The organism is Glaciecola nitratireducens FR1064 (assembly GCF_000226565.1).
Lineage (GTDB): Bacteria > Pseudomonadota > Gammaproteobacteria > Enterobacterales > Alteromonadaceae > Glaciecola > Glaciecola nitratireducens.
The window spans coordinates 3,225,237-3,251,914 of sequence record NC_016041.1; the positions used below are offsets into that span (position 1 = coordinate 3,225,237).

Here is a 26,678-nt window from a genome sequence, read left to right on the forward strand (position 1 = left end):
CGACTCAATGAATTTGAGCCTTGTATCAGCTATTTGGTATTTATCTAAATAAAGGGTGAAAGCCTTTGCTCTCAAGTTCTTTCTATCAATCTTTCGCTTTTTAGCATGTTGTCATCTCTAAAAGCAGTCTGTGCCGCGCTTTATGTTTATTTGTCGCGCCGCGCTTTGAAAATATTGGGGAGCGAGTGCTCCCCAATCATACTTGCTAACTGAGTTTAGATCTTACCAACAAGATCAAGACTTGGTGTTAACGTTGCTTGGCCTTGTTCCCATGCTGCTGGGCAAACTTCACCGTCATTGTTCGCAACATATTGTGCTGCTTTGACTTTACGTACCATGTCAGCTGCTGAACGACCGATACCTAGGTCATGAACTTCTTCAACTTTGATGATACCTTCAGGGTTCGCTAAGAATGTACCGCGCAATGCACGACCGTCTTCTTCAATCATAATGTCGAACGCGCGAGTCAGAGCGCCTGTCGAGTCAGCTAGCATTGGATACTTGATTTTGCCAATCGCTTCGCTTGTGTCGTGCCATGCTTTATGTACAAAGTGTGAGTCAGTTGATACAGAGTAAACTTCAACACCAAGACCTAATAGCTCTTCATGCTTTTTAGCCATATCTTCTAATTCAGTTGGACATACGAAAGTGAAATCGGCCGGATAGAATACAAAGATAGACCACTTGCCTTTTACATCTTCGCTAGTAATAGTTTTGAACTCACCATCGTGGAAAGCTTCTACTTTAAAATCAGGGATTGATTTGTTAATCATTGTCATGGTTTGATTCCTTTTAAGGTTGCTAAAATTAAGATTGCTAAATATCTTGCTAAAAACGCTTACCGTTTTGCTTGATATAAAGATAAGCGGTTTTGGTAAATAAATAAATTGAATAAAATCGATTCTCTTAACCAGTTAAATCGATTACATCTATGACTATCCATAAATGTATCCAAACACATCGGCAAAAAGATAAGAATCATGGGTATCTAATCAAGATTACTCATCCAACGAACTTTACCAGACGAGGTTTTTGTTCGGCAAACGCGATGTTGACTCAATAGTTACACCGCGAATTGCTATCCGGATCGATATTGTTGCGGGAGGGAAGTAATTCAAGGTTACAGTAAAATTTTTAAGCTAAAATAAGTCAAGTTACCAATAGGTCTCAGCGCTCATTGCTACTTCTCGACTTTTCTCCATCACGGTGATAACACTACTTAGCTTATCATCAATCCAATCATCCAAGTCTTCAGCGTCTTCAATATCAACTTCCTCGAGCGCACGGCGCAAAAACAACAGCGCTTTAACCTCATCAATCCCTTCAACTAAATCCAACCAAGGCGCTCTAAACTTTCCGCGGCTCTCTGCGAACAAACCTGCTAGTAAGAATCCGTTCAGCAATGTTTGGCGCAACAAAACCTCAAGCGCAATATATTTGGTATAGTCCATTTCAACTTTAGACGGTAAGCTTTGCATAACGGTTTGCCAGCCCTGCGACAACCAACCTTTTGCATGTTTTAGCACTGGAATTTGATGACCTGTCGCTTGTGCTTGCCACGGCTTTTCAATAAGCAGCCTAGATGCACCTAACTGCACTTGACTGCTTTCCATCGAAACTAAGAGCTGTTCGGGTGATTGCACCGTTAGCAAGCCCTCGCGGCGCCCGTTCAAATAGCTCATTAACGCTTGATGTCTAGGTATACGGCGACTAAACGGCCCCTTATTAGAGCGCAGTTTACGAATGCACTGTAAGTCGTCTTGCCATGACCATTGATCCGACAAAACAAGCAGCTGTTTATGTAAGTTGAGCAATTCTTGACACTGCAACACGGGTAAATACAAAGACACACCTTGTAGCAGCAGCTGGACGCTTTGCGCGATTTCTTTGAGCGCATCGATATGCCCCGATTGCAAATACACGTATTCATGATGCTGCCAATGAGACAAAGCACATTCAATGGCCTTACATAAGGCATCTTCTGTGCTGTCTTCCTCATCTAAGTCTAAAAAGTTGGGAAGTAGAACTGTTTCTGCAACAGCGCCGTTCATTAGTTGATAGCCCCGCGCAGCTTTAGTGACGTTGCTCAATCGCACAGGTGTCACTTTGCTAATCTCATCGGCCAAGTCAAAGAGTGCCGTTGGCATGCCTGCTTTCAGTTCAATCTCAATTTCTCCAATCGGTAATGTACCCAAGCTATGTTTAACTTCGCCGCTATCAAAAACGAGTTCAAGATGATTTTCGCCATCTATAATATCAAACGTAACGCGATGAAAATGGGTTGAAAACTGTACCTGTAGTTGACGGTTAACATCTTCGATATCGATATCATCAGCCCATATCTCGGAATCAAACTTTTCTAAGTCTGGATGAGCTTTGTCGAGATTAACGTTATATTCAGGACGTTGGTGTAAGCCACCTTCGACTTTTCCTTGGGTTTTTATTGTCTGCTCAATGTGATCGTTTACCCGTCTAATACGACAGCCCATTTTGCGTTTTCCCAAAAACTGCTCAGGCGTATCGTAGTAGTCGTTAAACACATCAAACGCGCTGCGCGTTACCTTACCTTTTAACTTGGGCAATAATGTTTGTTCAAATGTGCTGAGGGCGTCTTGGTCTGCAACGAGTTTTAATTCAATTTCCATGGTCTTAACTTGCCAATTAAACGGTCGTGTCGAATATTCCTGTACCATATCCTCGAATGCCTGCACGCGCAAACCTTTCAACGTTCAAACTAGCAAATAGCAGCGGCATCCCGGTACCTTATCAAAGATTGCCTTGTTATCGCTTCTAATACCAAATCTGGCCTTGTGAAATGGTGATAGAGGACCTAAAATCGCTGTCATCTTATTTTTTCACTGCAGACGATATGCGTTTTTTGATTTTATTTTTTTCTATTACTTTATTTTATTCCTATGCAAACGCTCAATCTTCTTCACCAGATACAATAGCGCCCGATGAAGATCGAGAAATTCGCTATATTTCAGACGAGTTATTTATCTTTTTGCATGCTGGTCCTGGTCGCGATTTTCGCATTATCGGGTCAATTAACGCAGGAACAACTATCTCTCTTTTACAAGTAGATAGAGAGGCCGGTTATGCTCAGATACAAGATGATCGTGAGCGCACAGGCTGGGTTGAATCAAAGTTTGTAAGTCGCGACCCATCAAACAAAGTGGCACTTGCAGAAGCAAGCGAAAAGATGGAAACGCAACAAGAAGAAATGAGGGTGATGCAGGCGCGAATGAACACTGCTATCGACGACTTTGCTAAATCTGAACAACAAAAGATCGCACTGAACAGAAACCTTACCAAAATCCTAGAACAAAATGCAGAATTAGAAAGACGCATTGCCCAAAAAGGACGAAGCGACCAAATGCTGTGGTTTACTCGCGGCGCCATATTAGCCTTGATAAGCGTTGTTATTGGCTATTTATTAGGTTTATTTGGCCGCAAAAAAGGCAAATCAAATCCCTTGCTGTAAATTATTGTCTTGTGCAAATTCGCCTTTCGCGACTTTAGCCCAGATCCAAGCCATGCAATCAATAAAAGGTCGATAACATGCTACTATTTTTGCTGATTATTAATATAGCAGGCACGGCTGCATTTGCCGTTTCTGGTGCCTTGTTAGCCGCTAAGAAAAAATGGATTGGGTAGGGTTTGTTTTTATCGGTAATGTGACCGGCATTGGCGGTGGCACGTTACGCGACGTAATACTGGACGTGCCGGTATTTTGGCTTGTCGATTGGTATTATGTCGTCATATGCAGTGTGTCTGCTGTGATTACTTATTTCGCAACCCAACAAATATCCCGCAAATCAAATGCCTTACTATGGGCCGATGCGGTAGGTATGGCTTTGTTCAGTGTACTAGGTGCGGAGAAGGCGTTAAGGCTGGGCGCTGAAATTCCAGTTGCGGTCATTATGGGTGTCTTTAGTGCGTGTTTAGGCGGTATCGTTCGTGACGTTATTTTGAATGATGTTCCCGTAGTCTTTCAAAAAGAAATTTATATTACTGCATCACTGTGCGGCGCAATTGCCTACTGCGTTTGTTTTGGTCTACTTGGCATTATCGGCATTTACGCCATCGGCATTGGTTGTGTTGTAGCATTTACTGTTCGTGCTATCGCTATTGTAACTAAGCTTTCAATGCCTGCGCACAAAGGCTTGGTCTGAGCTAGTCTACATCGGCCTCAAAAAAAAGCAGAACAGGCTGTCCTGTTCTGCTTTTGATACCCCGTTTATATAAACCGATCTTCACCAATGAGCCTTCATCAATTAGCTAAGCTAATCGAATCAAGCGTTATTCGTCGTCTTCCACCAAAGTCATTAATGACGTATTGCCACCAGATGCTGTCGTATCGATGCTGATCGTCTTTTCGGTAACCAAACGTTGGATCAAATTGTCGTTATACTCAGCAGTAATTACCGGTAGTATTGCGCCCTGCCTTTCTGCTAATTTTGCAGAAATATACGCGCTTCTATCGGTCCGACTGTCAACAACCACACCCGCTAGTCCATCATTCATTAGCAATGCTTCTAAGTGACGTAAATTAGCAACTTGGAAAACGTGATTTGGTGCTCCTGTGCTAGCCAACTTATCTTTGAAGGTTAATGCTTCTTCATAAAACACGTCAGACACTACTGAAATAACGGGGTTACCAGTTGCCAAAGCAGTCACAATCGACAATACCCAATAAGAGAAGTTAACGTCTTTATCGGCGAAACAAACCAACACGCCTCGAGGCTCTAAGTGCAAGGTATTCGATTCACCAGTCGGCCCCGGCAACTGCATTGGTGAACGCAGTCTCCGCTCAATCGCAATCAACTGTGTTCTCGCTGTCGCCAGTGTTTTATTTAAATCATCGGCAAGCTCTTCGACACTTTCAACATGAGCAATTTTTGCAAGCAATTGGCGCACAAACGAAATACGATCATTCAAAGGCGTTAAGCGCCACTGATTTTCGATTCCCATTGCCGACGACATTAGTTTATTAGCCTCGGTTACTGCGACTGAATCACTTTGAATAGCAACATCATCAGCATAATTTTCAACTTGTGACGCCTTTATGGGCGTCGCATTCTCTTTCATCAAGCGAGGCAGGTAGTTTGGACCGCCAGCTTTTGGACCCGTACCTGAAAGCCCTCGTCCACCAAATGGTTGTACACCTACAATAGCGCCAATCATGTTGCGGTTAATGTAAACGTTACCTGCTCTTGAAAGACGCGCTAGCTCGTAAGCTCGTTCTTCAATGCGTGAGTGTATGCCCATGGTTAAACCAAAACCGGTGCTGTTTATTCGATCGATCACTTTGCCGATTTCTTTACCTTTGAAACGGACTAAATGCACACAAGGACCGAAGACCTCTTTTTTCAATACGTCAATGTTATCGATTTCAAAGAAATGGGGAGCAAAAAAGTTTCCATTTTCTTTAGGCAACTCACATTTGTGCAGTAATTTTCCATGTTCCTTCATGTATTCAACGTGGTCGTTAAGTGTTTTTAATGCCTTTTCATCAATAACCGGTCCGATGTCACTCGACAAAAACGAAGGGTCACCTAGCGATAACTCTTTCATAGCACCGATAATCATATCACTAACATCGTCCGCGATATCTTCCTGCACAAACAATACTCGTAAGGCAGAACAGCGCTGACCTGCACTTTGAAAACCTGAAGCAATAACGTCATCAACCACTTGCTCTGGAAGCGCAGTTGAGTCGACGATCATACAGTTTTGACCGCCCGTTTCTGCAATTAAAGGAACTTGTTCTGTGCCGCGAGCAGCTAGTATTTGTGATATCAACGAGCCAGTTTGTGTTGAGCCTGTAAACATAACACATTGAATGCGCTCATCTGGCAACAGCACGTCACCGACGTCAGGACCTTTTGCAATCACCAAATTGACAGCATCTTCAGGTAGGCCGACAGATATCATCAACTCTAAAGCACGCTTTGCAATTAAGCTGGTTTGTTCTGCGGGTTTTGCAATAACGGTATTGCCCGTCACTAACGCAGCTGCCACTTGCCCCATGAAAATAGCGAGAGGGAAATTCCAAGGGCTAATACATAGCACAACACCACGCGGCTTTAAGCGATCCTCAGGGTCAAGTCGTTTGGCCTCAACCGCATAATAGCGACAAAAATCGACCGCTTCGCGCACTTCATCAATGCTATCTAAGGTGACCTTTCCTGCCTCTTTTATACAAAGGCCTATTAGTTCGTCCATATGGCGTTCAAGAATGCCAGCGATGCGCATTAGCAAATCCGCTCTTTCTTCAACGGGCTGCTGTGACCAAGTCTCAAATGCTGTTGTTGTGCGTTCAAGCATAGCCTGCATATCAGCTTTACAATGATACTGATGTACGCCTACAATTTCGTCTAACTTAGAAGGGTTACGAACTATGATTTTATTCTCTGATTCTTGCACGTCTCCTAAGGCCTGAACGTGTCCTTCAAACCATTTTTCTAGGCGCAGAGATAAAGCTTGGGTGGCATTAACGTCATAGATATCGAAGCCACGTGAATTAGCTCTGTAAGGTGCGTACAGATCGACCGGCATAGAGATTTGCTTGTTCTCTCGAACTTGAAGACGCTGTGTGCGCTCAACCGGGTCCTCAAGCAATGACTCAACAGGCTGACTATCATCTACAATTGCGTTAACAAACGATGAGTTAGCACCATTTTCTAGTAAACGACGAACCAAATAAGCTAATAGGTCTTCATGAAAACCGACCGGGGCATAAACACGACACTGTATTTTGTCTTGAGTCACGACCTGATCGTATAATGAATCACCCATTCCATGTAAACACTGGAATTCGAAGCCTTCTTTGTCATCTCCTGCAAGCTCTATTATTACCGAGGCTGTGTAGGCATTATGCGTTGCAAACTGCGGGTATATGCTGTCGCGATAAGCCAACATTCTATTTGCACAGGCGTGAAAAGAAACATCGGTAGATGTTTTGCGAGTAAACACAGGAAAGTCTTCAAAACCACCCTGCTGAGTATGCTTTATTTCGGTATCCCAATAGGCACCTTTCACTAAGCGGACCATGATTTTGCGGCCTACTTTAAGGCTCAATTCTCGTAACCACTCGATAACAAAAATAGCGCGCTTTTGATATGCCTGCACCGCCAAACCAAAACCATCCCAACCGTCTAAATCGGGATCGCTGTATACTTTCTCGATAATATCAAGCGATATATCAAGGCGCTCTGATTCTTCAGCGTCAACAGTTAACCCAATGTCATATTGCTTCGCCAGTAAACACAGCGCTTTCAACTTCGCAGGAATTTCATCCATTACGCGGTCGTATTTTGCGAAGTCATAGCGGGGGTGAATGGCTGAAAGCTTAACTGATATTCCAGGGCTTCTGCGCGGCCCACGCCCTTTAGCCGCCTTACCTATTACTTTAATCGCTTGCTCATAAGCATTATAGTAATACGCAGCATCATCAGCTGTTCTCGCGCCCTCGCCTAGCATGTCATAAGAATACACGTAACCCTGCGTTTCTTTTTCAGCAGCTCTTTTCACAGCATCTTCAATATTTTCGCCCATGACGAACTGACGACCCATGACTTTCATCGCAATCTTCATTGCACGACGAATAACGGGTTCACCTAAGCGGCCCATGGTCTTTTTAAGCAATCCAAACTGTTCTGATTTGCGTTTGTCTGCGTATTTTACCATGCTGCCCGTGAACAACAGTCCCCAAGCAGAGGCGTTAACAAATAGAGAGTCGCTGTTACCCAAGTGAGGCGTCCATTCTCCTTTTGAAAGCTTATCTCGAATAAGTTCTTCCTGAGTATGTTTGTCTGGCACGCGCAGCAAGGCTTCAGCCAAACACATTAAAACAACGCCTTCTGCTGTCGATAGTGAATATTCGTTCAATAGCGCATCAACCCCACCGTGACCCTCTTGCTCGCGGCGAATTTGTAACACCATGGTTCGAGCGCGCTCCCAAGCGCGTGAGCGAGCGGCCATATTTACCTCAGCTTCAGGAAGTATATGCTCAATAGCCTCCGATTCGCTGATTCGATAAAAATCACGTATTTTCTGACGGGTAGGACATGCATTACTGATACTATTGTTCACTAACATTTAATCGCCTCACGGTTGTATTAGCGTCGTTTTTATTGCGCTAACCCTGCTAATTTTGTCTGTATTTTATCATGCTGTCGATGCACTTGCATTACAGCTTAAAAAGTGTTCGTAAGATAAGCTTTATCGAAGCGAAAAACTACCTTTGTAAACAAAAATTCCAGATGATTTCGTCAACTAATGTTTCAGGTTCTTATTCCCCTCTGTTATCAGCTTTATTTTTTAATAAAAAAGCACAAACAAAACCGCGTTTTCATTGGTTGTTGTAAGCTAATCAGCTATGATTGTTCAGAACGAAAATATAGAAGGTTGAGTAGCATGTGCCACGGCCTTTTTTCGTCATTCGTTTGCCTGCTAGCAAACTGTGATATTCATCAGCGTTATTCATAAACACAATAAGGACTATTCCATGTTTAGGCATCGTTTATCTTCACTTTCGAAAGCAAGGCAATGCGGTAAGATATCACTCTGGATTTCCATCCCTTTAGGCAGTATTGCAGTTGTCGTCATTCTTTATTTGCTGTTTGCCAATACGCTTTTTAAATCACTGGCACAGAACGCTCTCGGTGATGCATCTGGAGCAGAAGTGAATTTAGAATCCGTTGATCATAGCTTTTTCCCATTTGGCCTAACACTCAGTCGATTACAAGCCACAGACAACGTCAACCCTATCCGCAACAAGGTTGAAATTGCATTGCTGAAAGCTGATGTCGATTTCATGCCGCTGCTGAACAAAAAACTCATTGTAAATGAACTTATTGTGCAAGATGTGGAATTTGATACCAAGCGTGCAAATGCTGGCGCAGTCTATGTTCAACCTGATGCCCAAGCGTCCAATTTTGCATTCCCAACCTTAGCAGACTTACCCAGCGTCGATGAAGTATTAGCGAAGTCGCCCTTGAAAACCACAGCAGCCATAGTAGAAGCGCAAAAGGTTGTGGAAGAATACAAGCAACCGATTCAAGACAAATATGCAGCGCTGCCAAGCAAAGATAAGTTAAGCGCTTACAAAGATAGAATTGAGGCACTGAAAGAAACCGATTATAAAAACCCGGTTGAACTGGCTGCCGCTAAAAAAGAATTCGACGAAATAAAAGAAGCGATAAAAAAGGATAGAGACAACATTTCCGAATTTGTTGACCTTGCGAAAGAAGCCAAAGCCGCTTCAGCAAGTTCGGTCTCTGCACTCAAATCAGCACCTCAAGAAGACTATGCTCTGCTGAAAGGTTTGGTTGCCGGAGATGAGGGTGCCATTGGACAAGTAACGCAGCATTTGTTCGGCGAGAAAGCCAAAATGTATACTCAGGGCTTATTGCTTGCGATGGATATGTTATCCGGTAATTCAGATGAAACCGTTGTAGAAAAAACCGCAGTTGATGATGGATTACCCAACGTTTGGATAAAAAAAGCCGCCATCAATATTAAATGGCAGGACGAGCAAATAAAAACAGATTGGCAAAACATTACCGACCAACACGCGATCGTTGGTAATCCAACTACATTTTTAATCAATTCAAGCAAAGCCAACAACTGGAATAAAATTGACTTAAAAGGTAGCTTTGAAATCATTCAGGGCAAGGTGAATTCTGTTCAAAACTGGGACATCAATGGCCTTGTGTTAGACGCTGTTGAATTGGTTCCAGCAGAATCCAAACAAAAACTCAATGCATTGCTTGAGTCTGGCATACTCGCTAGTAAAGGTGGTTTGAACGTAGTTGATGGCAAGATTTCTGGCTCATCAGTATTCGACCTTAGCGCCCTGAAGCTGAAAGCGACAGGCGACAATGATTTAACCAGTGCTATCGCCGAAATCATTTCAGGCTTATCTGAGCTAGAGTTGGTCACAGACTTTTCTGGAAAGCTGAGCAATCCATCAATAAAAGTGAAGTCCGATTTAGATAAAAAAATGCTGCAAGCCCTTTCTAGTGGCTTGACTGGCAATAGTTCTGGTAAACTAGGCGAATTGAAAAGTAAGCTGAATGCAAAAGTTGCCGAGCAATTAGGTCAGTCGGGCGAACAACTTGCCTCTGTCGATGCTCTTTTATCTGCTGCGCAAGGCGACTCTGAAACCCTAAATGAGTTGTTAAAAGCGCAAATGAGCAATGCATTAGATAAGAAAAAAGATAAGTTGCTGAATAAGTTAAGCGACAAATTGCTTGGTAATTAACAAGTAATAACACCATTAAGGATTGAGCTATGCGCAATAGATGGATACTCGTCATATTGATTTCCCTGCTCGGGTTATTGCAGGCTCGCCTTTGGTTCGGCAAAAATAGCATTGCCGACTACAACATGATGAAGTCAGAAGTAGAAGAACTGCAGCAACAAAACGCGAATTTAAAACAACGAAACGCACTGCTTCAAGCTGATATTAGCGATCTTCAATTGGGCTTAGAGTCGATTGAAGAAAGAGCACGCAACGAACTCGGCCTAATTAAAGAAGGCGAAACTTTTTATCGAATTTTGCCCCAAGAGCAGTAATTTTGACAGCAGTAAAAACATATGTCGCCGTTGTTCCTGCCGCTGGTATTGGCAGTAGAATGCAGTCAACGGTAGCTAAACAATATCTTACCATCGGGAATAAAACTGTTATCGAGCATACGCTTGACGCGTTGCTGTCTCACCCGCAAATTCAAAGTGTCGTAGTGGTTTTACATCCACAAGACAGCACGTTTGCATCACTAAGAGTAGCAGATAGTCCATTAGTTGACGTCGTTATCGGTGGCACTGAGAGAGTTGATTCAGTCTTAAGTGGTTTGCAACATTGTTTACGTAAAGTTCCGTCAAGCTTGCATTCTTGGGTGTTGGTGCACGATGCTGCTAGACCTTGTGTAACCCACAGTGAACTCAATGACTTATTGTCGTGCGAAAATACCTGCGATGGCGCGATATTGGCAGTTCCCGTCAGTGATACAATAAAAAGAGCGACGCAGTCCGAAAAAATCGCCACTTTTGAAATAGCAGAAACGGTCGATCGCGCTCAGCTTTGGCAAGCGCAAACACCTCAGTTTTTTCCCCTTCAGAAATTGATTGCTGCAATTCAACTAGCACAAGACAGTGGCATCAAAATGACCGACGAAGCTTCCGCAATGGAGCATACCAACGCGAGCATTCAGCTTATTGAAGGGCGCAGCACAAATATAAAAATAACGCGTCCAAGCGACCTAGCGCTAGCGGCGTTTTACTTAAGTAATAATATATCCTCAAACATGAATGAAAATAGTAAGCAAGGAGGCAACAGATGTTCCGTATAGGCCATGGTTACGATGTACACAAATTTGGTGGAATGGGTCCCATCACCATTGGTGGTATTTGCATTGCTCATGAACGGGGCTTGATTGCACATTCTGACGGTGACGTAGCTTTGCATGCGCTGTGCGATGCACTGCTTGGTTCATTGGCGTTGGGTGATATTGGCCATCATTTTCCAGACAGCGATAAATCGTATGAGAATATAAGTAGTCTTGAACTCTTAAGACAAGTTTATCAACGTGTTCAAGATTTGGGCTATATGTTGAGCAACGCAGACATTACGATTGAAGCTCAAGCGCCAAAAATGGCACCGCATATTAACTTCATGCGTGAAGCAATTTCAGATGTTATGGGCGTCTCTGTAAAAGATATCAGCATTAAAGCGACGACGACTGAAGGGCTTGGCTTTGTAGGACGTGAAGAGGGTATTGCCTGCCACGCTGTCGTTCTCATATGTCCGCGTAGATAGCCGAATGTCACTATCTATTTCACACTGGTCTAGGTTGTATGGTGATTCGCTAGGTTACGCTGATCTCAAACAAGAAATGCACGATTTCATTGTTGAAGAACAGCTCGGTTTTGAACCGAGCGGCGAAGGCGAGCATATCTTTCTGTGGTTAGAAAAGACAAACTTGAACACCGCATTCGTGGCTGAATCATTGGCAAAATTCAGCAAACTGCAGCTACGCGATATAACCTACGCTGGTAGAAAAGATAAGTTCGCGCTTACGCGACAGTGGTTTGGGGTGCATATCGCCAACAAAAAAGAACCTAACTGGGATGAATTCCAGCTCGATGGCGCAAAAATTTTAAAAGTGACGCGCAACGATCGTAAGCTTCGGGTCGGTGTTCTCAAAGGCAATAGATTCGAACTCATTTTGCGAAACTTAAGACCGAATATAGAGCATAATATCGAGTCAAGTGCAGCTCCCTTTTTCGACGCATTAACGCACAGACTTGAGCTTATCAAACACCAAGGAGCGCCTAACTATTATGGTAGCCAGCGTTTCGGTGAAATACGGATCGCATCCCAAGAGCATCAGCCAACGGAGCCTCAGCCAAAAGAGTTAGAGCAAACAGGGCCGCAACAAACAGGTTCAAAACAATCAACTAGCACTCACAGCTTGCGCCAAGGCGGCAACCTTGCCTTAGCCGAAAAACTGATAAGCGGCGAAGCAATTCGTAATCGTAACAAACGCTCTATGGCTATTTCGGCATTGAGAAGCTGGTTGTTCAATGAAATTATTCATGAACGAATAGTGCAAGATCGTTTTCATCAAGCACTGCTTGGTGATGCGATGCAGCTCAGTGGGTCAAACAGCTTTTTTCTCTTCGATGATGAAGCAGAGCAAGCCAAGATACTGCAGCGCTTAGCTGAGTTTGACATAAGTATCACTGCTCCACTTTGGGGTGACGGGAAACTACATACAGTCAAAGCCGCGAAGGATTTAGAGCTGAACTGTGCAGGAAGATTTCCAGATATTACACAAGCACTAAATGCGCTAGGTTTAAAGCAAGAAAGAAGGGCTATTAGAATTGTTCCGCAAGATTTCACATGGCAAATAGAAGATAACACGCTCAAGATGCAGTTTTCGCTTCCCGCTGGTTGTTTTGCTACTTCCATTGTGAGGGAACTACTGAATGTTTAAACTTATCGCTATTCAATTCTGCGAATTCATAAACATGACAATTTTGTTAGGCAATGAGCTTATCACTTGGACAAAAAGAGTGAACACACGAACGTAGACGCTGTAAATAATAATGATTGGCCTGTCATGCCATTACCGTTAACCAGGACGGCATGCCATAGAATAAGCATTTGCTTAATTACCAAAGAAACGATGAAGTAGGAATAGAAATGGCAATATCATCACGCAAAGGCCTTCAGCTTGCGCAGTTATTAGAACAAGAGGGTGTCAGCGATAACAGAGTATTAAACGCTATCGCGAAAACACCACGTGAAATTTTTATTCCTGACGCGCTTAAGCATAAGGCCTATCAAAATACAGCCCTACCTATTGGCCAAGGGCAGACTATATCGCAACCTTATATTGTGGCGAAGATGACGGAGCTATTGCTAAACGCACCGGTGCTTCCCAAGAAAATTCTAGAGATTGGCACGGGTTCTGGTTACCAAACCGCTATTTTGGCCGGCATTTTTGGACACATCTACTCTGTTGAACGCATCAAGGCGCTGCAGTTTCAAGCCAAACGCCGTATGAATCAACTCGACTTTCATAACATCTCCATGAAGCACGGTGACGGCTGGCAAGGCTGGCAAAGTAAAGCGCCATTCGATGGTATTATCGTAACGGCCGCAGCAGCCCAGCTACCACAAGCATTACTGGATCAACTAAACGACGGTGGCCGCTTAATTATTCCGGTCGGCGACGAAAATCAAAGTTTGAAATGCATTGATCGCCAAGGAGAAGAATTCATCGAAAAGACCATTGAATCGGTTCGTTTCGTGCCGCTGGTTGCAGGTGATTTACTGTGAAAGTATTTGATACCCTTTACACGCTGTGCCTAAAATGGGCGCAGCACAAGCACGCTGAGAAGTATCTCGCGGGGTTAAGCTGCTCCGAATCCATGTTCTTCCCTATTCCACCAGACGTGATGTTAGCGCCAATGGCGTTGAGCCAGCCGGAAAAAGCCTGGCGCTTCGCGCTAGTCACAACAGTGGCCTCCGTTCTTGGCGGTATTCTGGGATATATTTTGGGTTATTTCGCATTCGAATCGTTTATTCAACCCTTAGTCGTCGAGATGGGCTACCAAAGCAAACTTAACCAAGCCTCGCTTTGGTTTGAAGAATATGGTGTATGGGTGGTCTTCTTGGCTGGTTTCTCTCCAATTCCCTATAAAGTATTTACCATCAGCGCTGGTTTCTTACAGATGGCGATCGTGCCTTTTATCGTTGCTTCAGCTGTCGGGAGGGGCTTGCGCTTCTTTCTAGTCGCTGCATTAATGAAATACGGTGGTCCCATGATGGAAGCGAAACTGAGAAAATACATAGAAGTAATCGGCTGGGGCACAGTTGCTGCCGCCGTTGTGCTCTATTTGATATTTAGGTAATAAAAAAATGCTTTGCTGGGTAAAACAAAAGCTGCTGTTTATCACAAAAATAGGGGCCGCAGCGTTCTGTTTTATGCTTATCGTTTCCTGCAGTGGACGCTCGAACCCCGCTCCCGTTGTTTCGTTAAATACCACCATCGCAAAGCAAAATAACCTGACCGAAATTGAGGGTGAAACTTATCAAGTACAAAAAGGAGATACGCTGTTTGCTGTTGCATTTTACAGCGGAAATGATTATCGAGATATCGCCAAATTTAATAATATACAAGCCCCCTACAACATCTTTCCAGGTCAAACACTAGCCCTAACTCCCTCAGCTAAAAATAACGATAGTGAAAACAAAGGGGTAAGGGAAAACTCAAATGCCACGACTAAAGTTGTAGTTGACCCATCCAGACCACAGGCGTATGGTGGAAGTGAACAAAAAATCCATCGAAAAAAATCAAAAAACGAAGTCGAACGCTCGAATAAAACTGACGGACAAGTCAATTGGATTTGGCCTGCATCCGGCAAGTCTACTTCTGCAGTAGTCGGTAGTGATGGGACCAATCGTGGATTAGATATTAAAGGTGATTTGAATTCACCAATATTTGCTGCAGCGAGTGGCAAGGTAGTTTATGCAGGAAACGCGCTAAAGGGATATGGAAACTTAGTTATCATAAAACACGATAACGACTTACTCAGCGCATACGCGCACAACGATATGATTTTAGTTGGTGAACAAAGTTATGTTAAGCAAGGACAAAAGATTGCAAGCATGGGACGCACTGGTTCTAGTGAAGTTATGCTACATTTTGAAATTCGTCGCAAAGGGAAGTCACTCGATCCCCTCAGTTTTTTACCCAAGAAATAATGACCTAATGGGCTTGTCCTTCATCGGATCTGTTTTCCTGCCTATCACTGAATTAACGCAACGAAGCTAATAGGTGATGAACAATGTCTATAGAACTAATTGGCAAAACAAAAGAACTTAAAACTACAACTGATGCTGAGGATGTCAGCACAAAGCAGCTTGACGCCACTCAAATGTACTTAGGTGAAATTGGCTTCTCGCCCCTGCTCACCGCAGAAGAAGAAGTGATGTTTTCGCGCGAAGCGTTGAAAGGCAATGAAAAATCTCGTGAACGAATGATCGTTAGTAATCTTCGCCTAGTCGTTAAAATTGCTCGTCGCTACAACAACCGAGGCTTAGCGCTTCTAGATTTAATTGAAGAAGGCAACATAGGCCTGATACGTGCCGTTGAAAAGTTTGATCCGGAACGGGGTTTCCGATTCTCGACATATGCCACTTGGTGGATCCGTCAAACTATTGAGCGTGCGTTGATGAATCAAACACGAACTATACGCCTACCTATTCACATCGTTAAAGAGCTCAACCTTTATTTGCGCACGGCGAGAAGACTCTCGCAAGAGCTTGATCATGAGCCCACTGCGGAAGAAATTGCTGAGGCAACGGGTGAGCCAATTGCTAGCGTTCAAAAAATGCTTAAGTTAAATGAGCGCATCAACTCTGTTGATACCCCTATTGGCGGCGATGATGAGAACAAAGCGCTACTGGACATAATTGCAGATGAGCAAGGAAGCGGACCTGAAAATCAGCTGCAAACTAATGACATGAAGCTAAACATTATCAAATGGTTGCAGGAACTTAATCCTAAACAACGAGAAGTGTTAGCAAGACGATTCGGTTTGCTAGGCCACGAGCCTGCTACTTTGGAAGACGTGGGTGTTGAAATAGGCTTGACGAGAGAGCGTGTTCGTCAGATACAGGTTGAAGCTTTAAAGCGTTTGAAAGAAATTATGCGTCACCAAGGTCTTGATATAGAGTCATTATTTACCTACGAAGGATGATTTTTTCTAAACCAAATGACATTTTCTCTAATACGACTGACAATCTCAGGCATAGTTGCGTTTTTTTTCTATGCATTATGGGCTTACTACGCTAACAGCTTGGTGACTGATAATACGCAAGTTTTATACAAAGCCGCATTGGTGCAAGGAACTTATAGCGGCATTATCACGCTAGTATTCACCTTCTTGCTAGAACTTTCCTACAAAATGTTAAGCAACAAACAATATTGCCTACCTTTTATGATCCCTTCAATGACAAGACCCGCTTTCTTTAGCAAAGAATGTCTAACAACAAAAACGGTTGAAACATCGCTGAGAAAAATTGAGCGTGCGTGCGATGGAACATGTTTGCCCGGTGCGTTGCTCACACCAATGCCGGCAATTGCCGTACAGAGTATATTTGTGATAAGTGTGAATGTCGCGTTTATGACGCCGAACTTATGGCTGACCGTGGCTCCGTCAGTCTTTTTCAGCGCAGTTTATGGCTATTCTTATAGTATGTCATTGACCAGAAAACTTAAGCTCGCTCAAGCGTAACAAAGGTGTAGTCGTAAGGATTTTTATCATCCTTTTGGTGAGTTTCTCGGGAAAGTTCCTGCCAGTTTGCGTTCGCTTCGTAATCTGGGAATTTCGTGTCACCATCCACTGTTAAATCAATGAAGGTAAGATAAAGGCGCTGTGCTTGTGACAGCATCGACTCGTATATACTGCCGCCACCAATGATCATGACTTCGTCGAAAGCAGCAGCCTTTTGCATAGCCGCTTCAATAGAATGAACAACCGTTGCGTCATCTAGCGAATAAGATTCATTGCTAGTGATAACGATGTTTGGACGACCAGGAAGAGCCTTTCCAATCGACTCATACGTTTTTCTACCCATGAGCACAGGCTTACCCATAGTAATAGCCTTAAAATGCTTCAAATCAGCAGGTAAGTGCCAAGGCATGTCATTGTCAGCGCCAATGATGCGATGGTTCGCCATGGCGGCAATCATTGATATCATTTTTGGTAAATAACCTCGACGTCATAATCGTCGTCATCCCAATCATCATCATCATAGTCATCATCAGTTTCGTCATCGTTTTGATGCTCAGCAATGACTTGCTCGTGATAGGTGTCCCATTTAAACGCTGGTTCTTCTTCTTTATTGAACATTTCTTCTTCAGGTGGAAGTGAATCAATAAATTCCATAATGTCTTGGCAAAGTAAATCTACGTTCAGCTTTTGGAAGGCCGAAATTTTATAGTAGTCGTCTTCCCAACCTAATCGAGAAGCAATGTCAGCGCACAAGGCATCAGCCTCATCTTCCAACATTAAATCGATTTTATTGAACACTAACCAGCGAGGTTTTGCCGCTAGCTTTGGACTATATTTGTCAAGCTCGTTGTCAATCGTTAACACATTTTCGACGGGGTCTGAGCCATCTACAGGCATAATGTCCACTAAATGGATTAATACTCTGCAGCGTTCAAGATGTCGTAAAAACTGGATACCGAGACCAGCACCATCTGAAGCTCCTTCAATTAACCCTGGAATATCAGCAATCACAAAACTCGCTTGAGTATCGAGACGAACAACACCTAAATTAGGCACCAATGTTGTAAATGGATAGTCAGCTACTTTTGGTGTAGCGGCAGAAACCGAGCGAATAAAGGTCGACTTTCCAGCGTTGGGCATGCCTAACATACCAACGTCAGCAAGCAGCATAAGCTCTAAAGAAAGCTTGCGTATCTCGCCGGGTGTGCCGTTTGATTTAATGTAAGGCGCTCTATTTGTGCTGCTCTTGAATCGAGCGTTACCTAGACCGTGATAGCCTCCTTGCGCTACTTTCATGCGTTGGCCATGTTTGACCAAATCACCTAAAAGCTCCCCAGTTTCTTTGTCTGTGGCACGTGTACCTACTGGAACTGGCAATATTAAATCTTCACCACCGCGACCGGTGCAATCTGCACCTTGTCCATTAGTGCCACGCTGCGCACGATGGAAACGTTCGAAACGATAATCAATCAGGGTATTCAAGTTTTCGTTGGCTTCAAGGTAGACGCTACCGCCGTCACCGCCATCACCACCATCAGGCCCGCCTTTAGGTATGTATTTCTCGCGTCTGAACCCAATAACGCCGTTACCACCGTCGCCAGCTTCTACGCGTATTTCTGCTTCATCAACAAACTTCATATCTTTTCTCTAAACCTGTGGTTGGTGCATGTCAGCATGTTGCCTTCACACGAAATTACTTTGTAAGTATAACAGTTTTTACTAAACTGGTAACTGGTCTTTAAACCAGTTTTAAACTTGAAACAATTCAAATCTTTACACTCGATACTCTTGATTAACATAGTCAACACGTTGCTGAAAAGTCAAATGTAAGAGCCAATGTATGCATAAGCCCCTTTTCAAAAGTTTTCAAATTTCAGAGATGAAATTAGAATGCAGGCCAAGGATAACCTTGATGCGGTTTTGCGAAGGGGGGCTTGTGCATACAATGACAGTTTACTACTTAGATACCGAATTGCCTCAAAACAATAATAAAAAGCAACACAAAAAAAACCCCGCTGATAGCGGGGTTTCCGATATGCTTTAGACCGAGTTACTCAGCAATGATGCTGACGAATCTACGGTTTTTTGGGCCTTTGATGTCGAACTGTACTTTACCCGCAGAAAGTGCGAATAGAGTATGATCTTTACCAATACCCATGTTGTCTCCAGGGTGGAATTTAGTTCCACGCTGACGAACAATGATATTACCTGCTAATACAGATTGACCGCCGTAGCGCTTAACGCCAAGACGTTTACTTTCTGAATCGCGACCGTTTTTGGTACTACCACCAGCCTTTTTATGTGCCATGAGTTAGCGCTCCTATTATGCGTTGATTGCAGTGATTTTCACTTCCGTGAACCACTGGCGATGTCCCATCTGCTTGCGACTATGCTTACGTCGACGGAACTTAACTACTTTGATTTTTTCGCCGCGACCGTGAGTAACGATCTCAGCTGTAACTTTACCACCAGCAACATAAGGCGTTCCGATTTTTACGTCTTCGCCATTGCTGATCATCAAGATATTATCGAATTCAATTGACTCACCAGGAGCCACTTCAATCTTCTCAAGACGAACGGTTTGACCTTCGGCCACACGGTGTTGTTTACCACCACTTTGGAAAACCGCGTACATATATTTCTCCGCTCTGCGCATACAAGCGCTTTTATTCAAAAAACAGGGCGCGAATTGTACGTTATGGATTGTAATCTATCAAGCATAAAACTGAATTTTATTTAGGCAATCTTCAATTAGTTTTAAAAAGTCTCATAAAACAAGCAAAATGCTGCTTATTTGCATCACTTTTGTGCATGGCATTATAGATTAATGTACAATAACGCGCATCAATTATATTGCTTTATAACAGGGCATAACCGAGTTCAATATGGATTTAGAAAGTATTCAAACACTTTCTGCAGCAGACATGCAGGCAGTTAATAAACTAATACAAACGCAAGTTGATTCAGACGTAGCCCTAATTAATCAGCTTGGTTTTTACATCGTTAACAGCGGTGGCAAGCGCTTACGTCCATTATTAACTGTTTTAGCGGCTCGTGCACTCGATGTAAAGAACGAAGAGCATCACACGCTAGCAGCCATTATTGAGTTTATCCATACCGCTACCCTACTGCACGACGACGTTGTAGACGAGTCGACAATGCGACGTGGGCGAGAGACTGCTAATGCAGTATTCGGCAATCAGGCAAGTGTATTAGTGGGTGATTTTTTATACTCACGCGCTTTTCAAATGATGGTTAGTTTGAAACGCATGAGAGTGATGGATATTTTATCTGATGCGACCAATAGAATTGCACAAGGTGAAGTAATGCAATTAATGAATTGCAACGATCCGGATACCACTGAAGCAAGCTATTTAGAAGTCATATACAGTAAAACGGCTAGACTATTCGAAGCGGCAACTCAACTAGCAGCGATATTAACCGATCAAAATGCCGAAATTGAATCTGCCATGCAGGCTTATGGAAAACATCTAGGTACCGCTTTTCAACTTATTGACGATGTCCTTGACTATACCGCCGAGGCCGATGACATGGGTAAAAACGCGGGTGACGATCTTGCTGAGGGTAAACCGACCTTGCCGCTCCTACATGCGATGTGGCATTGCGGTGCAGACGATGCGAAATTAATACGAGATGCTATTGAAAATGCAAACGGTATGCCTCATTTCCAGCATATACTAAAGGTCATGCAAAGCACCGGCTCATTAGCCTACACGCAAGAATGTGCTGAAATTGAAGCCCAAAAAGCGAAAGATGCTTTACGCATTATCCCCGACAGCAAGTTTAAAGAAGCCTTAATCGGTTTAGCGGATTTATCGGTTAATAGAAACCACTGATGTTGTAGACGATTCGCTGTGTTTTAAGCAGTGACGTTTTAAGCAATAACCATTCAGCAATGTATTGGGGCCGTTAATTATGCTCGCCCCAAACAGTTTAGACTTGGGCGGGGAATTTTATTCGCTTCCCAGCCCTAACTCTCTCGTCATATTTTCATTGCGTTCACGATGCACAATAATGTTGTCTTCGATGCGAATACCGCCAAACGGTCGAAACTCATCGACTACGTTCCAATTGATATATTTCGATTGCTCTGAGCCCTTCAACTTAGCGAGAAGACTATCAATAAAATATAAACCGGGCTCGATAGTGAAAACTTGTCGAGCTTCTATAGTGCGAGTACAGCGCAAAAATGGGTGCTCTTCTGGTGGTGGGTTTGGAGTGCCGCGATCATCTCTGATGTGTCCACCAACATCATGGACTTGAAGGCCCAAGAAATGACCAACCCCATGTGGGAAAAAGGTGCTCACTATGCCGCTCTCTAAACTATCCTGTACCGACAAATTGACGACACCAAAATCATGCAGTATTTGCGCGATACCAGCATGCGCTGCTAGGTGGATGTCAACATAGCTTAAGCCTGGCTTCATTTGCTCAGCAAGCTGAATAGTCAAGTTATCAACGGCTTTAATTAAATCCGCAAATTCGTGTTCTTTTGCACAGTATGTGCGCGTAATATCTGCTGCATAGCCATGATAACTTGCGCCCGCATCAATTAGGAATGTTCGAAAATCTGAAGGTGCAACAGAATTTGTTTGCATGTAATGCAGAATTGCTGCATTTTCATTTAACGCCACGATATTGTTGTAAGGAACGTCATTGTGGCCCTGTCTTGCTGCGCGCAAATACGCACTGTTGATGTCAAATTCGCTTTTTTCATCGAAGAATGCGGCTTTTGCAGCTCTGTGCGCGCCGACAGCTATTGTATTGGCTTGGCGCATACATTCAAGTTCATATTCGGTTTTGTAAGCTCGCTGCCAATGCAAATAGTTGAGGACACGATCTGGATTCACCAACTCAAATCCAAGTGCTTTAGCAACTTCAATGTATTCGCCCACGTAAGCGTATTTTACTTTGTCATAAGGAAGGTGTTTCTCAACGGCATTAGCTTGCTTTAGATACACAATATCAAAATGCTCAACCCAAAACTCATTTGGCTCGGGAGGCACTTTATGCCAAAAATCTTCCGGACGGTAAAAAATAAGTTTTGGTTTATCAACGCCATTGACGACTAACCAGCAGCAAGGATTATCAACAATAGGAAGCCATGCTTTAAATTGGGGGTTCACTTTATATGGATAATAATTGTCATCTAAGAACATGATCTTGCCTTGTCCTGAATGAATAATTAAACCATCAATACTTTCTCGCTGTATCGCTTCCAGTGTGCGAGCTTGTAAAACCTTAATGTGTTCAGCATAAGATGCGGAGTGGCTTGACATTGGCGTCCTCGTTTAGAGTATAAATTTCAATCTTACTTGATTAGTACATCGTTTTTTGCGGTGTGAGCTGCCTTATAAGGCTATCATGCCGTGATTTATTTGTCAGCGGCGTATGAAAAACTTGCTTGTGCAGCTTCACATATTTAATCAACTACTATTAATCTCCCACATTTATAGGAATTTGCATTTGCACTAACTCGCCAAATACTGAGTCTTTCACCAGCTTTGGTGTTTTTGAGTCACTAATTTCAAATAGCTGGTGCTGGTAGATTTGCTTATAGGCCATGACCGCTTTGACGTAGTTTCTAGTCTCCCGATAGGGAATGGTTTCCACCCACAAGTCTGCACCCACGGTTTCGCTCTCAGGTAACCAGCTTTTTACTCGACTCCAGCCTGCGTTATATGATGCCGTTGCAAGCAGCGTATTATTATCGACTTTATCCATCAGGTAACGCAGATACTTATTGCCCAACTTTGCATTCGTATTTGGATTCATGAGTGAGCGGTCGGATACTCGTTTCTTTTCTAAATACCGCGCAGTTGATGGTAATACCTGCATTAAACCAAACGCTTTGGCGGACGAAACCGCATCACTCATAAACGAGCTTTCTCGTCGTGCAATGGCAAATGCCCATTCTGGATCGATTTTGTTGCGTTCAGCTTCTTTGATCAGGATCTCTGAGTACGCCATCGGGAAACGTCTATTCACATCATTTAAATAACCCGTATTTGCGAACGTGAATATTGCTTGATCGTGCCAGCCCCATTGTCCCGCAATAACGGCTGATGCAAGCCTTTCCTGATCGTCCAACTGCTGTTGCACAAAGCGCCACTCTAATCTCGCCTCATGGAATCGCTCAAGCTCCTTAAGTTCAAATGCGCGCTTGGCACTCGGCAACGCCTGAATTCGCTCAACCACCTCTTGTGCGATAACCAGAGGCTGATCCTGAAAATTAAATGATTGTCCTAGCTTTGCACTGGCTAAAAACCCGTAATAATGACGCTCACTCGCCAATTGTTGAAATAACTCATTGGCCTTACTTTCATTACCAAGCGCTGCATAACTTCGCGCTAACCAATATTGATATTCACTGGCGCTCGTCAGCGTAGGGGAGGCTTTTTCGACTAAGTTGATAATGCTCGACCAGTTTTGATCCTTCAATAATATCGCAAGATGCCAACGCAATACCTCGGGGTCTAGCTCTAAGCTCTCTGAAGTCACAAGCCAAGCTTCGGCATCTTCATGTTTAGCAATCGCCATACTGATCGCAAACTTGTTCGCAACATGTGCTTTTTGCTCGTTAGAAAACGCAAACTTCGTTTGTGCCTCTTCCCATGTTTTAAGAGCAGCAGCTTTATCTCTCCATATCAAACGGCCCAAACCATACGTAATAATTTCTGCCTCAATCTCTGGATACTGGCCTTTGAACTCGTTTAATTGAATAACTGTAGAAGGAGATCTTCTTGTTTTCTTCCATAAATCGGCAAGATACCTTTTCTCGTCAGGCAACAATTTCTTCAGATAATTAATGATAGAGTGTTGTCCACCGTTGGCAGCTTTCGCAATTCGCTGGAGTATTAATCCCTCGGTCACCCCCCCTTCCGCTTGCCATATTTTAAAGAGCGGATCACAGTCTTTCGGCTGTGACTTACTGACATTCCAAAGTTCAGCTATTTGAGGATGCAATTCCGCTTTACTTTCGCCATCTTCGATTTGATACCGTAAATATTGACAAGCTAAGTTGGTGTCGCCAACTGGCGTATAAAATTCCATGAATAAACTTTTGCGATTTTTTTTGGCAAGATAACGCAACCAAGGCCGCAAAATTCGACGTTCAAGAGGAGTGCCGGCGTACTCTCTAAGAAATGCACGAACCTGGTCCGCTTTATCGGTATTTAGATCGTGTAAAATTTTGGTTTCTATCAGATACGGTACGAGAGGATAATCCCCTAGATGTATTACCCGTTGAACAAAATCTTCGTCACTCGTATTCCATATGTGCCTTTCAATTCTCAAAAACTCAGCGCGTTGACTCACCAGTTGTTCTTCTGGCGATTTGTTTTCCAACGAAAAGGCAGCATTAGAAAGAAAAATGCTGACTAGCAAAATAATGCAGTTAAAAGGAGCGATAGCGTTAGACAATGGGGTTCCCGTCGTAGTTGATAATTAATTACATTAAATAAACAAAAAAATAACTGGTACAATGAGTGCTTGAAAACGTAGTATTAAGACCCATGTTGATCATCTGTCCGAATGTTCTATCTTAAGTAGTACCATATTATATGGCAGACAGTTCAACAATAGTATAAGTCACCTATCGGAAAATGGTGGTTTATCTTAACAATTTCTATCACGCGTTTTGTAAATGTCACAGGAGAATATGATGATCTTTGAAGGCAAGAGTCTTTCAGTAGCACTGACAGACGACTCAATCGCTGAACTTGTGTTTGACGCACAAGGTTCAGTCAACAAATTCGACAAACAAACAGTCGAAGAGCTCGACCAAGCTACAGCTGCTATAGCTGCCTCAAGTGACGTAAAAGGCGTACTCGTACGGTCTGCTAAAAGCACGTTCATTGTAGGTGCAGATATTACTGAATTCACTGCATTATTTGATATGGACCCAGCAGATATATTAACTTGGGTAGGAAAAACCTCTCAGGTATTTGATCATTTCGAAGACCTCGCGGTTCCAACCGTCGTGGCTGTAAATGGTTTTGCGCTAGGCGGCGGCTGCGAAATGGCCTTGGCTGGCGATATACGTGTGGTCGACACCACAGCCAGAATTGGATTACCCGAAGTCAAACTTGGCTTAATGCCTGGTTTCGGAGGAACCGTTCGTCTTCCGCGCATTATCGGCGCTGATAACGCTCTCGAATGGATGACCACAGGCCGCGACCGCGACGGCGCTCAAGCATTGAAAGAAGGCGCTGTTGACGCAGTTGTTGCGCCAGAGAACCTGCATGAAGCTGCACGCAGCATGTTGAAAGACGCAATCGCCGGTAAACTAGATTGGCAAGCACGCAGAGCAGAAAAGAAAGCACCATTGATGCTAAATGAAAACGAAGCAATGATGAGCTTTTCAACTGCAGCCGCTATGGTTGCTGCGCAAGCCGGTAAACATTATCCAGCACCGCATAAAATGGTAGAAACCGTCAGCAAGGCTGCAGGTCTTGACAGAGATGGAGCCCTAAAGATTGAAAACGAAGGCTTTGTAGCTCTCGCGAAAACCGATGCATGTAAGGCACAAGTCGGTATCTTCCTTGCTGATCAACTAGTTAAAGCAAAAGGTAAAAAAGTTGCTAAAGGCGCAACCAAAGAAGTTAAGCAACACGCTGTTTTAGGTGCAGGCATCATGGGTGGCGGTATCGCTTACCAAGGCGCTGTTAAAGGCATTCCAACGGTAATGAAAGATATTAATCAAGCTGCATTAGAGCTAGGCTTAAAGGAAGCGTCAAGCATTCTTGAGAAAGGCATGCAGCGCGGTAAAGTTGATGCGAGAAAAATGGCATCAACATTAAACAACATTATTCCAACGCTTGACCAAAACGCAATTGCGGATGCCGATCTTATTATTGAAGCGGTTGTTGAAAACCCGAAAATTAAAGCAGCTGTTTTAGCTGACACAGAAAAGACAGTGGCTGAAGACGCGATTATTTGTTCAAACACGTCTACAATTTCTATTAACCAGTTAGCAAAAAGCCTAAAACACCCAGAGCGTTTCTGCGGCATGCATTTTTTCAATCCAGTACATAAAATGCCATTGGTTGAGATTATTCGCGGTGAAAAAACGTCAGAAGCAACCATCAGTGCAGTCGTTGCTGCAACCTTGAAAATGGGTAAAACACCTATTGTTGTTAACGACTGTCCTGGATTTTTGGTTAACCGCGTTTTATTCCCATACTTCGCAGGCTTCAGCCAGTTATTGATTGATGGTGCTGATTTTACTGCTGTTGATAAAGTTATGGAAAAGATATTTGGATGGCCTATGGGCCCAGCATTTTTGCTTGATGTTGTAGGCATGGACACAGCAGATCACGCTTCTAGTGTTATGTCTGATGGCATTCCAGAGCGCATGCAAAAAATTGACAACGACCCGGTTACGCTGCTTTACAAAGCTGGCCGATATGGTCAGAAAAATGGCAAAGGTTTCTACGACTTCTCGAAAGACAAGCGTGGACGCCCAACCAAAACAGCATCACCGCAGGCGTATGCTTTGTTTGAAGGTCATGTTGCTGAAACAAAAACATTCGACAAAGAAGAGATTATTGCTCGCGTAATGATCCCAATGGCAAATGAGGCTATTCGTTGTTTGGAAGAAGGCATAGTTGCAAGTGCAGCAGAAGCTGATATGGCATTGTTGTTCGGTTTAGGTTTCCCTCCTTTCCGCGGCGGTATCTTCCGTTACATTGAAACGATGGGACTCGCAAATTTTGTGGCATTAGCCGACAAATACGCCAGCCTTGGTCCAATATATCAAATTTCAGATGGCGTGCGCGAGATGGCCGCTTCTGGAAAATCTTACTTTTCACAATCAGCCTAAGTCACCAGAGGAGATAAAA

23 protein-coding genes are annotated in these 26,678 nt (G+C 43.5%); 14 read left to right on the forward strand and 9 right to left on the reverse strand.

Features of this window, described 5'->3' with window-relative positions; translation table 11 throughout:
• Positions 1-215: 215 nt before the first annotated feature.
• Entirely contained in the window at positions 216-779 is a 564-nt protein-coding gene (ahpC, locus tag GNIT_RS13815; RefSeq protein ID WP_014109878.1) for an alkyl hydroperoxide reductase subunit C, read from the reverse strand.
• Between the two features lie 375 nt (positions 780-1,154).
• Complete coding sequence (locus tag GNIT_RS13820; RefSeq protein ID WP_238526902.1) at positions 1,155-2,711, reverse strand: CYTH domain-containing protein; 1,557 nt, start codon at positions 2,709-2,711, stop codon at positions 1,155-1,157.
• A gap of 158 nt (positions 2,712-2,869) precedes the next feature.
• On the opposite strand from GNIT_RS13820, the gene GNIT_RS13825 reads away from it, so the two are divergent.
• Together GNIT_RS13825 and GNIT_RS13830 are read left to right on the forward strand one after the other, a co-directional pair.
• Complete coding sequence (locus GNIT_RS13825) at positions 2,870-3,484, forward strand: TIGR04211 family SH3 domain-containing protein (protein WP_158307654.1); 615 nt, start codon at positions 2,870-2,872, stop codon at positions 3,482-3,484.
• A gap of 160 nt (positions 3,485-3,644) precedes the next feature.
• Positions 3,645-4,175, forward strand: a complete 531-nt coding sequence (locus GNIT_RS13830; protein ID WP_014109881.1) for a trimeric intracellular cation channel family protein — start codon at positions 3,645-3,647, stop codon at positions 4,173-4,175.
• Between the two features lie 127 nt (positions 4,176-4,302).
• Here GNIT_RS13830 and putA read toward each other — a convergent pair whose 3' ends face one another.
• Positions 4,303-8,103, reverse strand: coding sequence for a bifunctional proline dehydrogenase/L-glutamate gamma-semialdehyde dehydrogenase PutA (gene putA / locus GNIT_RS13835; protein WP_014109882.1), 3,801 nt, complete (start codon positions 8,101-8,103; stop codon positions 4,303-4,305).
• Between the two features lie 409 nt (positions 8,104-8,512).
• On the opposite strand from putA, the gene GNIT_RS13840 reads away from it, so the two are divergent.
• From GNIT_RS13840 to GNIT_RS13885, 10 genes are all read left to right on the forward strand, one after another.
• Positions 8,513-10,270: a TIGR03545 family protein gene (locus GNIT_RS13840; RefSeq protein ID WP_014109883.1), complete on the forward strand. Its 1,758-nt coding sequence runs from the start codon at positions 8,513-8,515 to the stop codon at positions 10,268-10,270.
• Between the two features lie 29 nt (positions 10,271-10,299).
• Positions 10,300-10,584 (forward strand): cell division protein FtsB, encoded by a 285-nt coding sequence (gene ftsB / locus GNIT_RS13845; protein ID WP_014109885.1) that lies wholly within the window; start codon positions 10,300-10,302, stop codon positions 10,582-10,584.
• A 2-nt stretch (positions 10,585-10,586) separates the two neighbouring features.
• Positions 10,587-11,357, forward strand: a complete 771-nt coding sequence (ispD, locus tag GNIT_RS13850; protein ID WP_014109886.1) for a 2-C-methyl-D-erythritol 4-phosphate cytidylyltransferase — start codon at positions 10,587-10,589, stop codon at positions 11,355-11,357.
• Positions 11,345-11,824, forward strand: a complete 480-nt coding sequence (ispF, locus tag GNIT_RS13855; RefSeq protein ID WP_014109887.1) for a 2-C-methyl-D-erythritol 2,4-cyclodiphosphate synthase — start codon at positions 11,345-11,347, stop codon at positions 11,822-11,824. Before ispD ends, ispF begins: the two co-directional genes overlap by 13 nt.
• 4 nt (positions 11,825-11,828) lie before the next feature.
• Positions 11,829-13,004 (forward strand): tRNA pseudouridine(13) synthase TruD, encoded by a 1,176-nt coding sequence (gene truD, locus GNIT_RS13860; RefSeq protein WP_049786941.1) that lies wholly within the window; start codon positions 11,829-11,831, stop codon positions 13,002-13,004.
• Between the two features lie 209 nt (positions 13,005-13,213).
• Complete coding sequence (locus tag GNIT_RS13865; RefSeq protein ID WP_014109889.1) at positions 13,214-13,852, forward strand: protein-L-isoaspartate(D-aspartate) O-methyltransferase; 639 nt, start codon at positions 13,214-13,216, stop codon at positions 13,850-13,852.
• Entirely contained in the window at positions 13,849-14,427 is a 579-nt protein-coding gene (locus tag GNIT_RS13870) for a YqaA family protein (protein WP_041246443.1), read from the forward strand. Before GNIT_RS13865 ends, GNIT_RS13870 begins: the two co-directional genes overlap by 4 nt.
• 7 nt (positions 14,428-14,434) lie before the next feature.
• On the forward strand, positions 14,435-15,280 hold the full coding sequence (locus GNIT_RS13875) for a peptidoglycan DD-metalloendopeptidase family protein (RefSeq protein WP_014109891.1): 846 nt from the start codon (positions 14,435-14,437) through the stop codon (positions 15,278-15,280).
• An 83-nt stretch (positions 15,281-15,363) separates the two neighbouring features.
• Positions 15,364-16,278 carry an RNA polymerase sigma factor RpoS gene (gene rpoS / locus GNIT_RS13880; protein ID WP_014109892.1) on the forward strand — a complete coding sequence of 305 codons (915 nt, stop codon included), beginning with the start codon at positions 15,364-15,366 and terminating at the stop codon, positions 16,276-16,278.
• A gap of 15 nt (positions 16,279-16,293) precedes the next feature.
• A complete protein-coding gene (locus GNIT_RS13885) occupies positions 16,294-16,815 on the forward strand; it encodes a hypothetical protein (protein ID WP_014109893.1) in 522 nt (173 codons plus the stop codon).
• Here the strand turns inward: GNIT_RS13885 and folA are convergent.
• The 4 genes from folA to rplU form a co-directional block, all read right to left on the reverse strand.
• Positions 16,796-17,272 (reverse strand): type 3 dihydrofolate reductase, encoded by a 477-nt coding sequence (folA, locus tag GNIT_RS13890; RefSeq protein ID WP_014109894.1) that lies wholly within the window; start codon positions 17,270-17,272, stop codon positions 16,796-16,798. The two genes, GNIT_RS13885 and folA, sit on opposite strands and share 20 nt — an antisense overlap.
• Before the next feature lie 5 nt (positions 17,273-17,277).
• Positions 17,278-18,453: an Obg family GTPase CgtA gene (gene cgtA, locus GNIT_RS13895; protein ID WP_014109895.1), complete on the reverse strand. Its 1,176-nt coding sequence runs from the start codon at positions 18,451-18,453 to the stop codon at positions 17,278-17,280.
• Between the two features lie 412 nt (positions 18,454-18,865).
• On the reverse strand, positions 18,866-19,123 hold the full coding sequence (gene rpmA, locus GNIT_RS13905; protein WP_014109897.1) for a 50S ribosomal protein L27: 258 nt from the start codon (positions 19,121-19,123) through the stop codon (positions 18,866-18,868).
• Positions 19,124-19,138: 15 nt separating this feature from the next.
• Positions 19,139-19,450, reverse strand: coding sequence for a 50S ribosomal protein L21 (gene rplU / locus GNIT_RS13910; protein ID WP_014109898.1), 312 nt, complete (start codon positions 19,448-19,450; stop codon positions 19,139-19,141).
• A 250-nt stretch (positions 19,451-19,700) separates the two neighbouring features.
• Between rplU and ispB the strand changes: the two genes are divergently transcribed.
• Positions 19,701-20,672, forward strand: coding sequence for an octaprenyl diphosphate synthase (ispB, locus tag GNIT_RS13915; RefSeq protein ID WP_014109899.1), 972 nt, complete (start codon positions 19,701-19,703; stop codon positions 20,670-20,672).
• Positions 20,673-20,789: 117 nt separating this feature from the next.
• Here ispB and pepQ read toward each other — a convergent pair whose 3' ends face one another.
• Positions 20,790-22,115, reverse strand: a complete 1,326-nt coding sequence (gene pepQ / locus GNIT_RS13920; protein ID WP_014109900.1) for a Xaa-Pro dipeptidase — start codon at positions 22,113-22,115, stop codon at positions 20,790-20,792.
• Positions 22,116-22,272: 157 nt separating this feature from the next.
• Positions 22,273-24,258 (reverse strand): lytic transglycosylase domain-containing protein, encoded by a 1,986-nt coding sequence (locus GNIT_RS13925; RefSeq protein WP_014109901.1) that lies wholly within the window; start codon positions 24,256-24,258, stop codon positions 22,273-22,275.
• Positions 24,259-24,499: 241 nt separating this feature from the next.
• Here GNIT_RS13925 and fadB point away from each other — a divergent pair, with 241 nt between their 5' ends.
• Complete coding sequence (gene fadB, locus GNIT_RS13930) at positions 24,500-26,659, forward strand: fatty acid oxidation complex subunit alpha FadB (protein WP_014109902.1); 2,160 nt, start codon at positions 24,500-24,502, stop codon at positions 26,657-26,659.
• Positions 26,660-26,678: the final 19 nt, after the last annotated feature.

What these genes read in the sequence shown, in the direction of transcription:
- fadB (WP_014109902.1), top strand. Translation starts at nt 24,500, where the DNA reads ATGATCTTTGAAGGCAAGAGTCTTTCAGTAGCACTGACAGACGACTCA.
- putA (WP_014109882.1), bottom strand. Translation starts at nt 8,103, where the DNA reads ATGTTAGTGAACAATAGTATCAGTAATGCATGTCCTACCCGTCAGAAA.
- GNIT_RS13830 (WP_014109881.1), top strand. Translation starts at nt 3,645, where the DNA reads ATGGATTGGGTAGGGTTTGTTTTTATCGGTAATGTGACCGGCATTGGC.
- cgtA (WP_014109895.1), bottom strand. Translation starts at nt 18,453, where the DNA reads ATGAAGTTTGTTGATGAAGCAGAAATACGCGTAGAAGCTGGCGACGGT.
- GNIT_RS13840 (WP_014109883.1), top strand. Translation starts at nt 8,513, where the DNA reads ATGTTTAGGCATCGTTTATCTTCACTTTCGAAAGCAAGGCAATGCGGT.
- ahpC (WP_014109878.1), bottom strand. Translation starts at nt 779, where the DNA reads ATGACAATGATTAACAAATCAATCCCTGATTTTAAAGTAGAAGCTTTC.
- GNIT_RS13825 (WP_158307654.1), top strand. Translation starts at nt 2,870, where the DNA reads ATGCGTTTTTTGATTTTATTTTTTTCTATTACTTTATTTTATTCCTAT.
- GNIT_RS13885 (WP_014109893.1), top strand. Translation starts at nt 16,294, where the DNA reads ATGACATTTTCTCTAATACGACTGACAATCTCAGGCATAGTTGCGTTT.
- ispB (WP_014109899.1), top strand. Translation starts at nt 19,701, where the DNA reads ATGGATTTAGAAAGTATTCAAACACTTTCTGCAGCAGACATGCAGGCA.
- GNIT_RS13865 (WP_014109889.1), top strand. Translation starts at nt 13,214, where the DNA reads ATGGCAATATCATCACGCAAAGGCCTTCAGCTTGCGCAGTTATTAGAA.
- GNIT_RS13875 (WP_014109891.1), top strand. Translation starts at nt 14,435, where the DNA reads ATGCTTTGCTGGGTAAAACAAAAGCTGCTGTTTATCACAAAAATAGGG.
- rpmA (WP_014109897.1), bottom strand. Translation starts at nt 19,123, where the DNA reads ATGGCACATAAAAAGGCTGGTGGTAGTACCAAAAACGGTCGCGATTCA.
- ispF (WP_014109887.1), top strand. Translation starts at nt 11,345, where the DNA reads ATGTTCCGTATAGGCCATGGTTACGATGTACACAAATTTGGTGGAATG.
- ftsB (WP_014109885.1), top strand. Translation starts at nt 10,300, where the DNA reads ATGCGCAATAGATGGATACTCGTCATATTGATTTCCCTGCTCGGGTTA.
- folA (WP_014109894.1), bottom strand. Translation starts at nt 17,272, where the DNA reads ATGATTGCCGCCATGGCGAACCATCGCATCATTGGCGCTGACAATGAC.
- truD (WP_049786941.1), top strand. Translation starts at nt 11,829, where the DNA reads ATGTCACTATCTATTTCACACTGGTCTAGGTTGTATGGTGATTCGCTA.
- rplU (WP_014109898.1), bottom strand. Translation starts at nt 19,450, where the DNA reads ATGTACGCGGTTTTCCAAAGTGGTGGTAAACAACACCGTGTGGCCGAA.
- pepQ (WP_014109900.1), bottom strand. Translation starts at nt 22,115, where the DNA reads ATGTCAAGCCACTCCGCATCTTATGCTGAACACATTAAGGTTTTACAA.
- rpoS (WP_014109892.1), top strand. Translation starts at nt 15,364, where the DNA reads ATGTCTATAGAACTAATTGGCAAAACAAAAGAACTTAAAACTACAACT.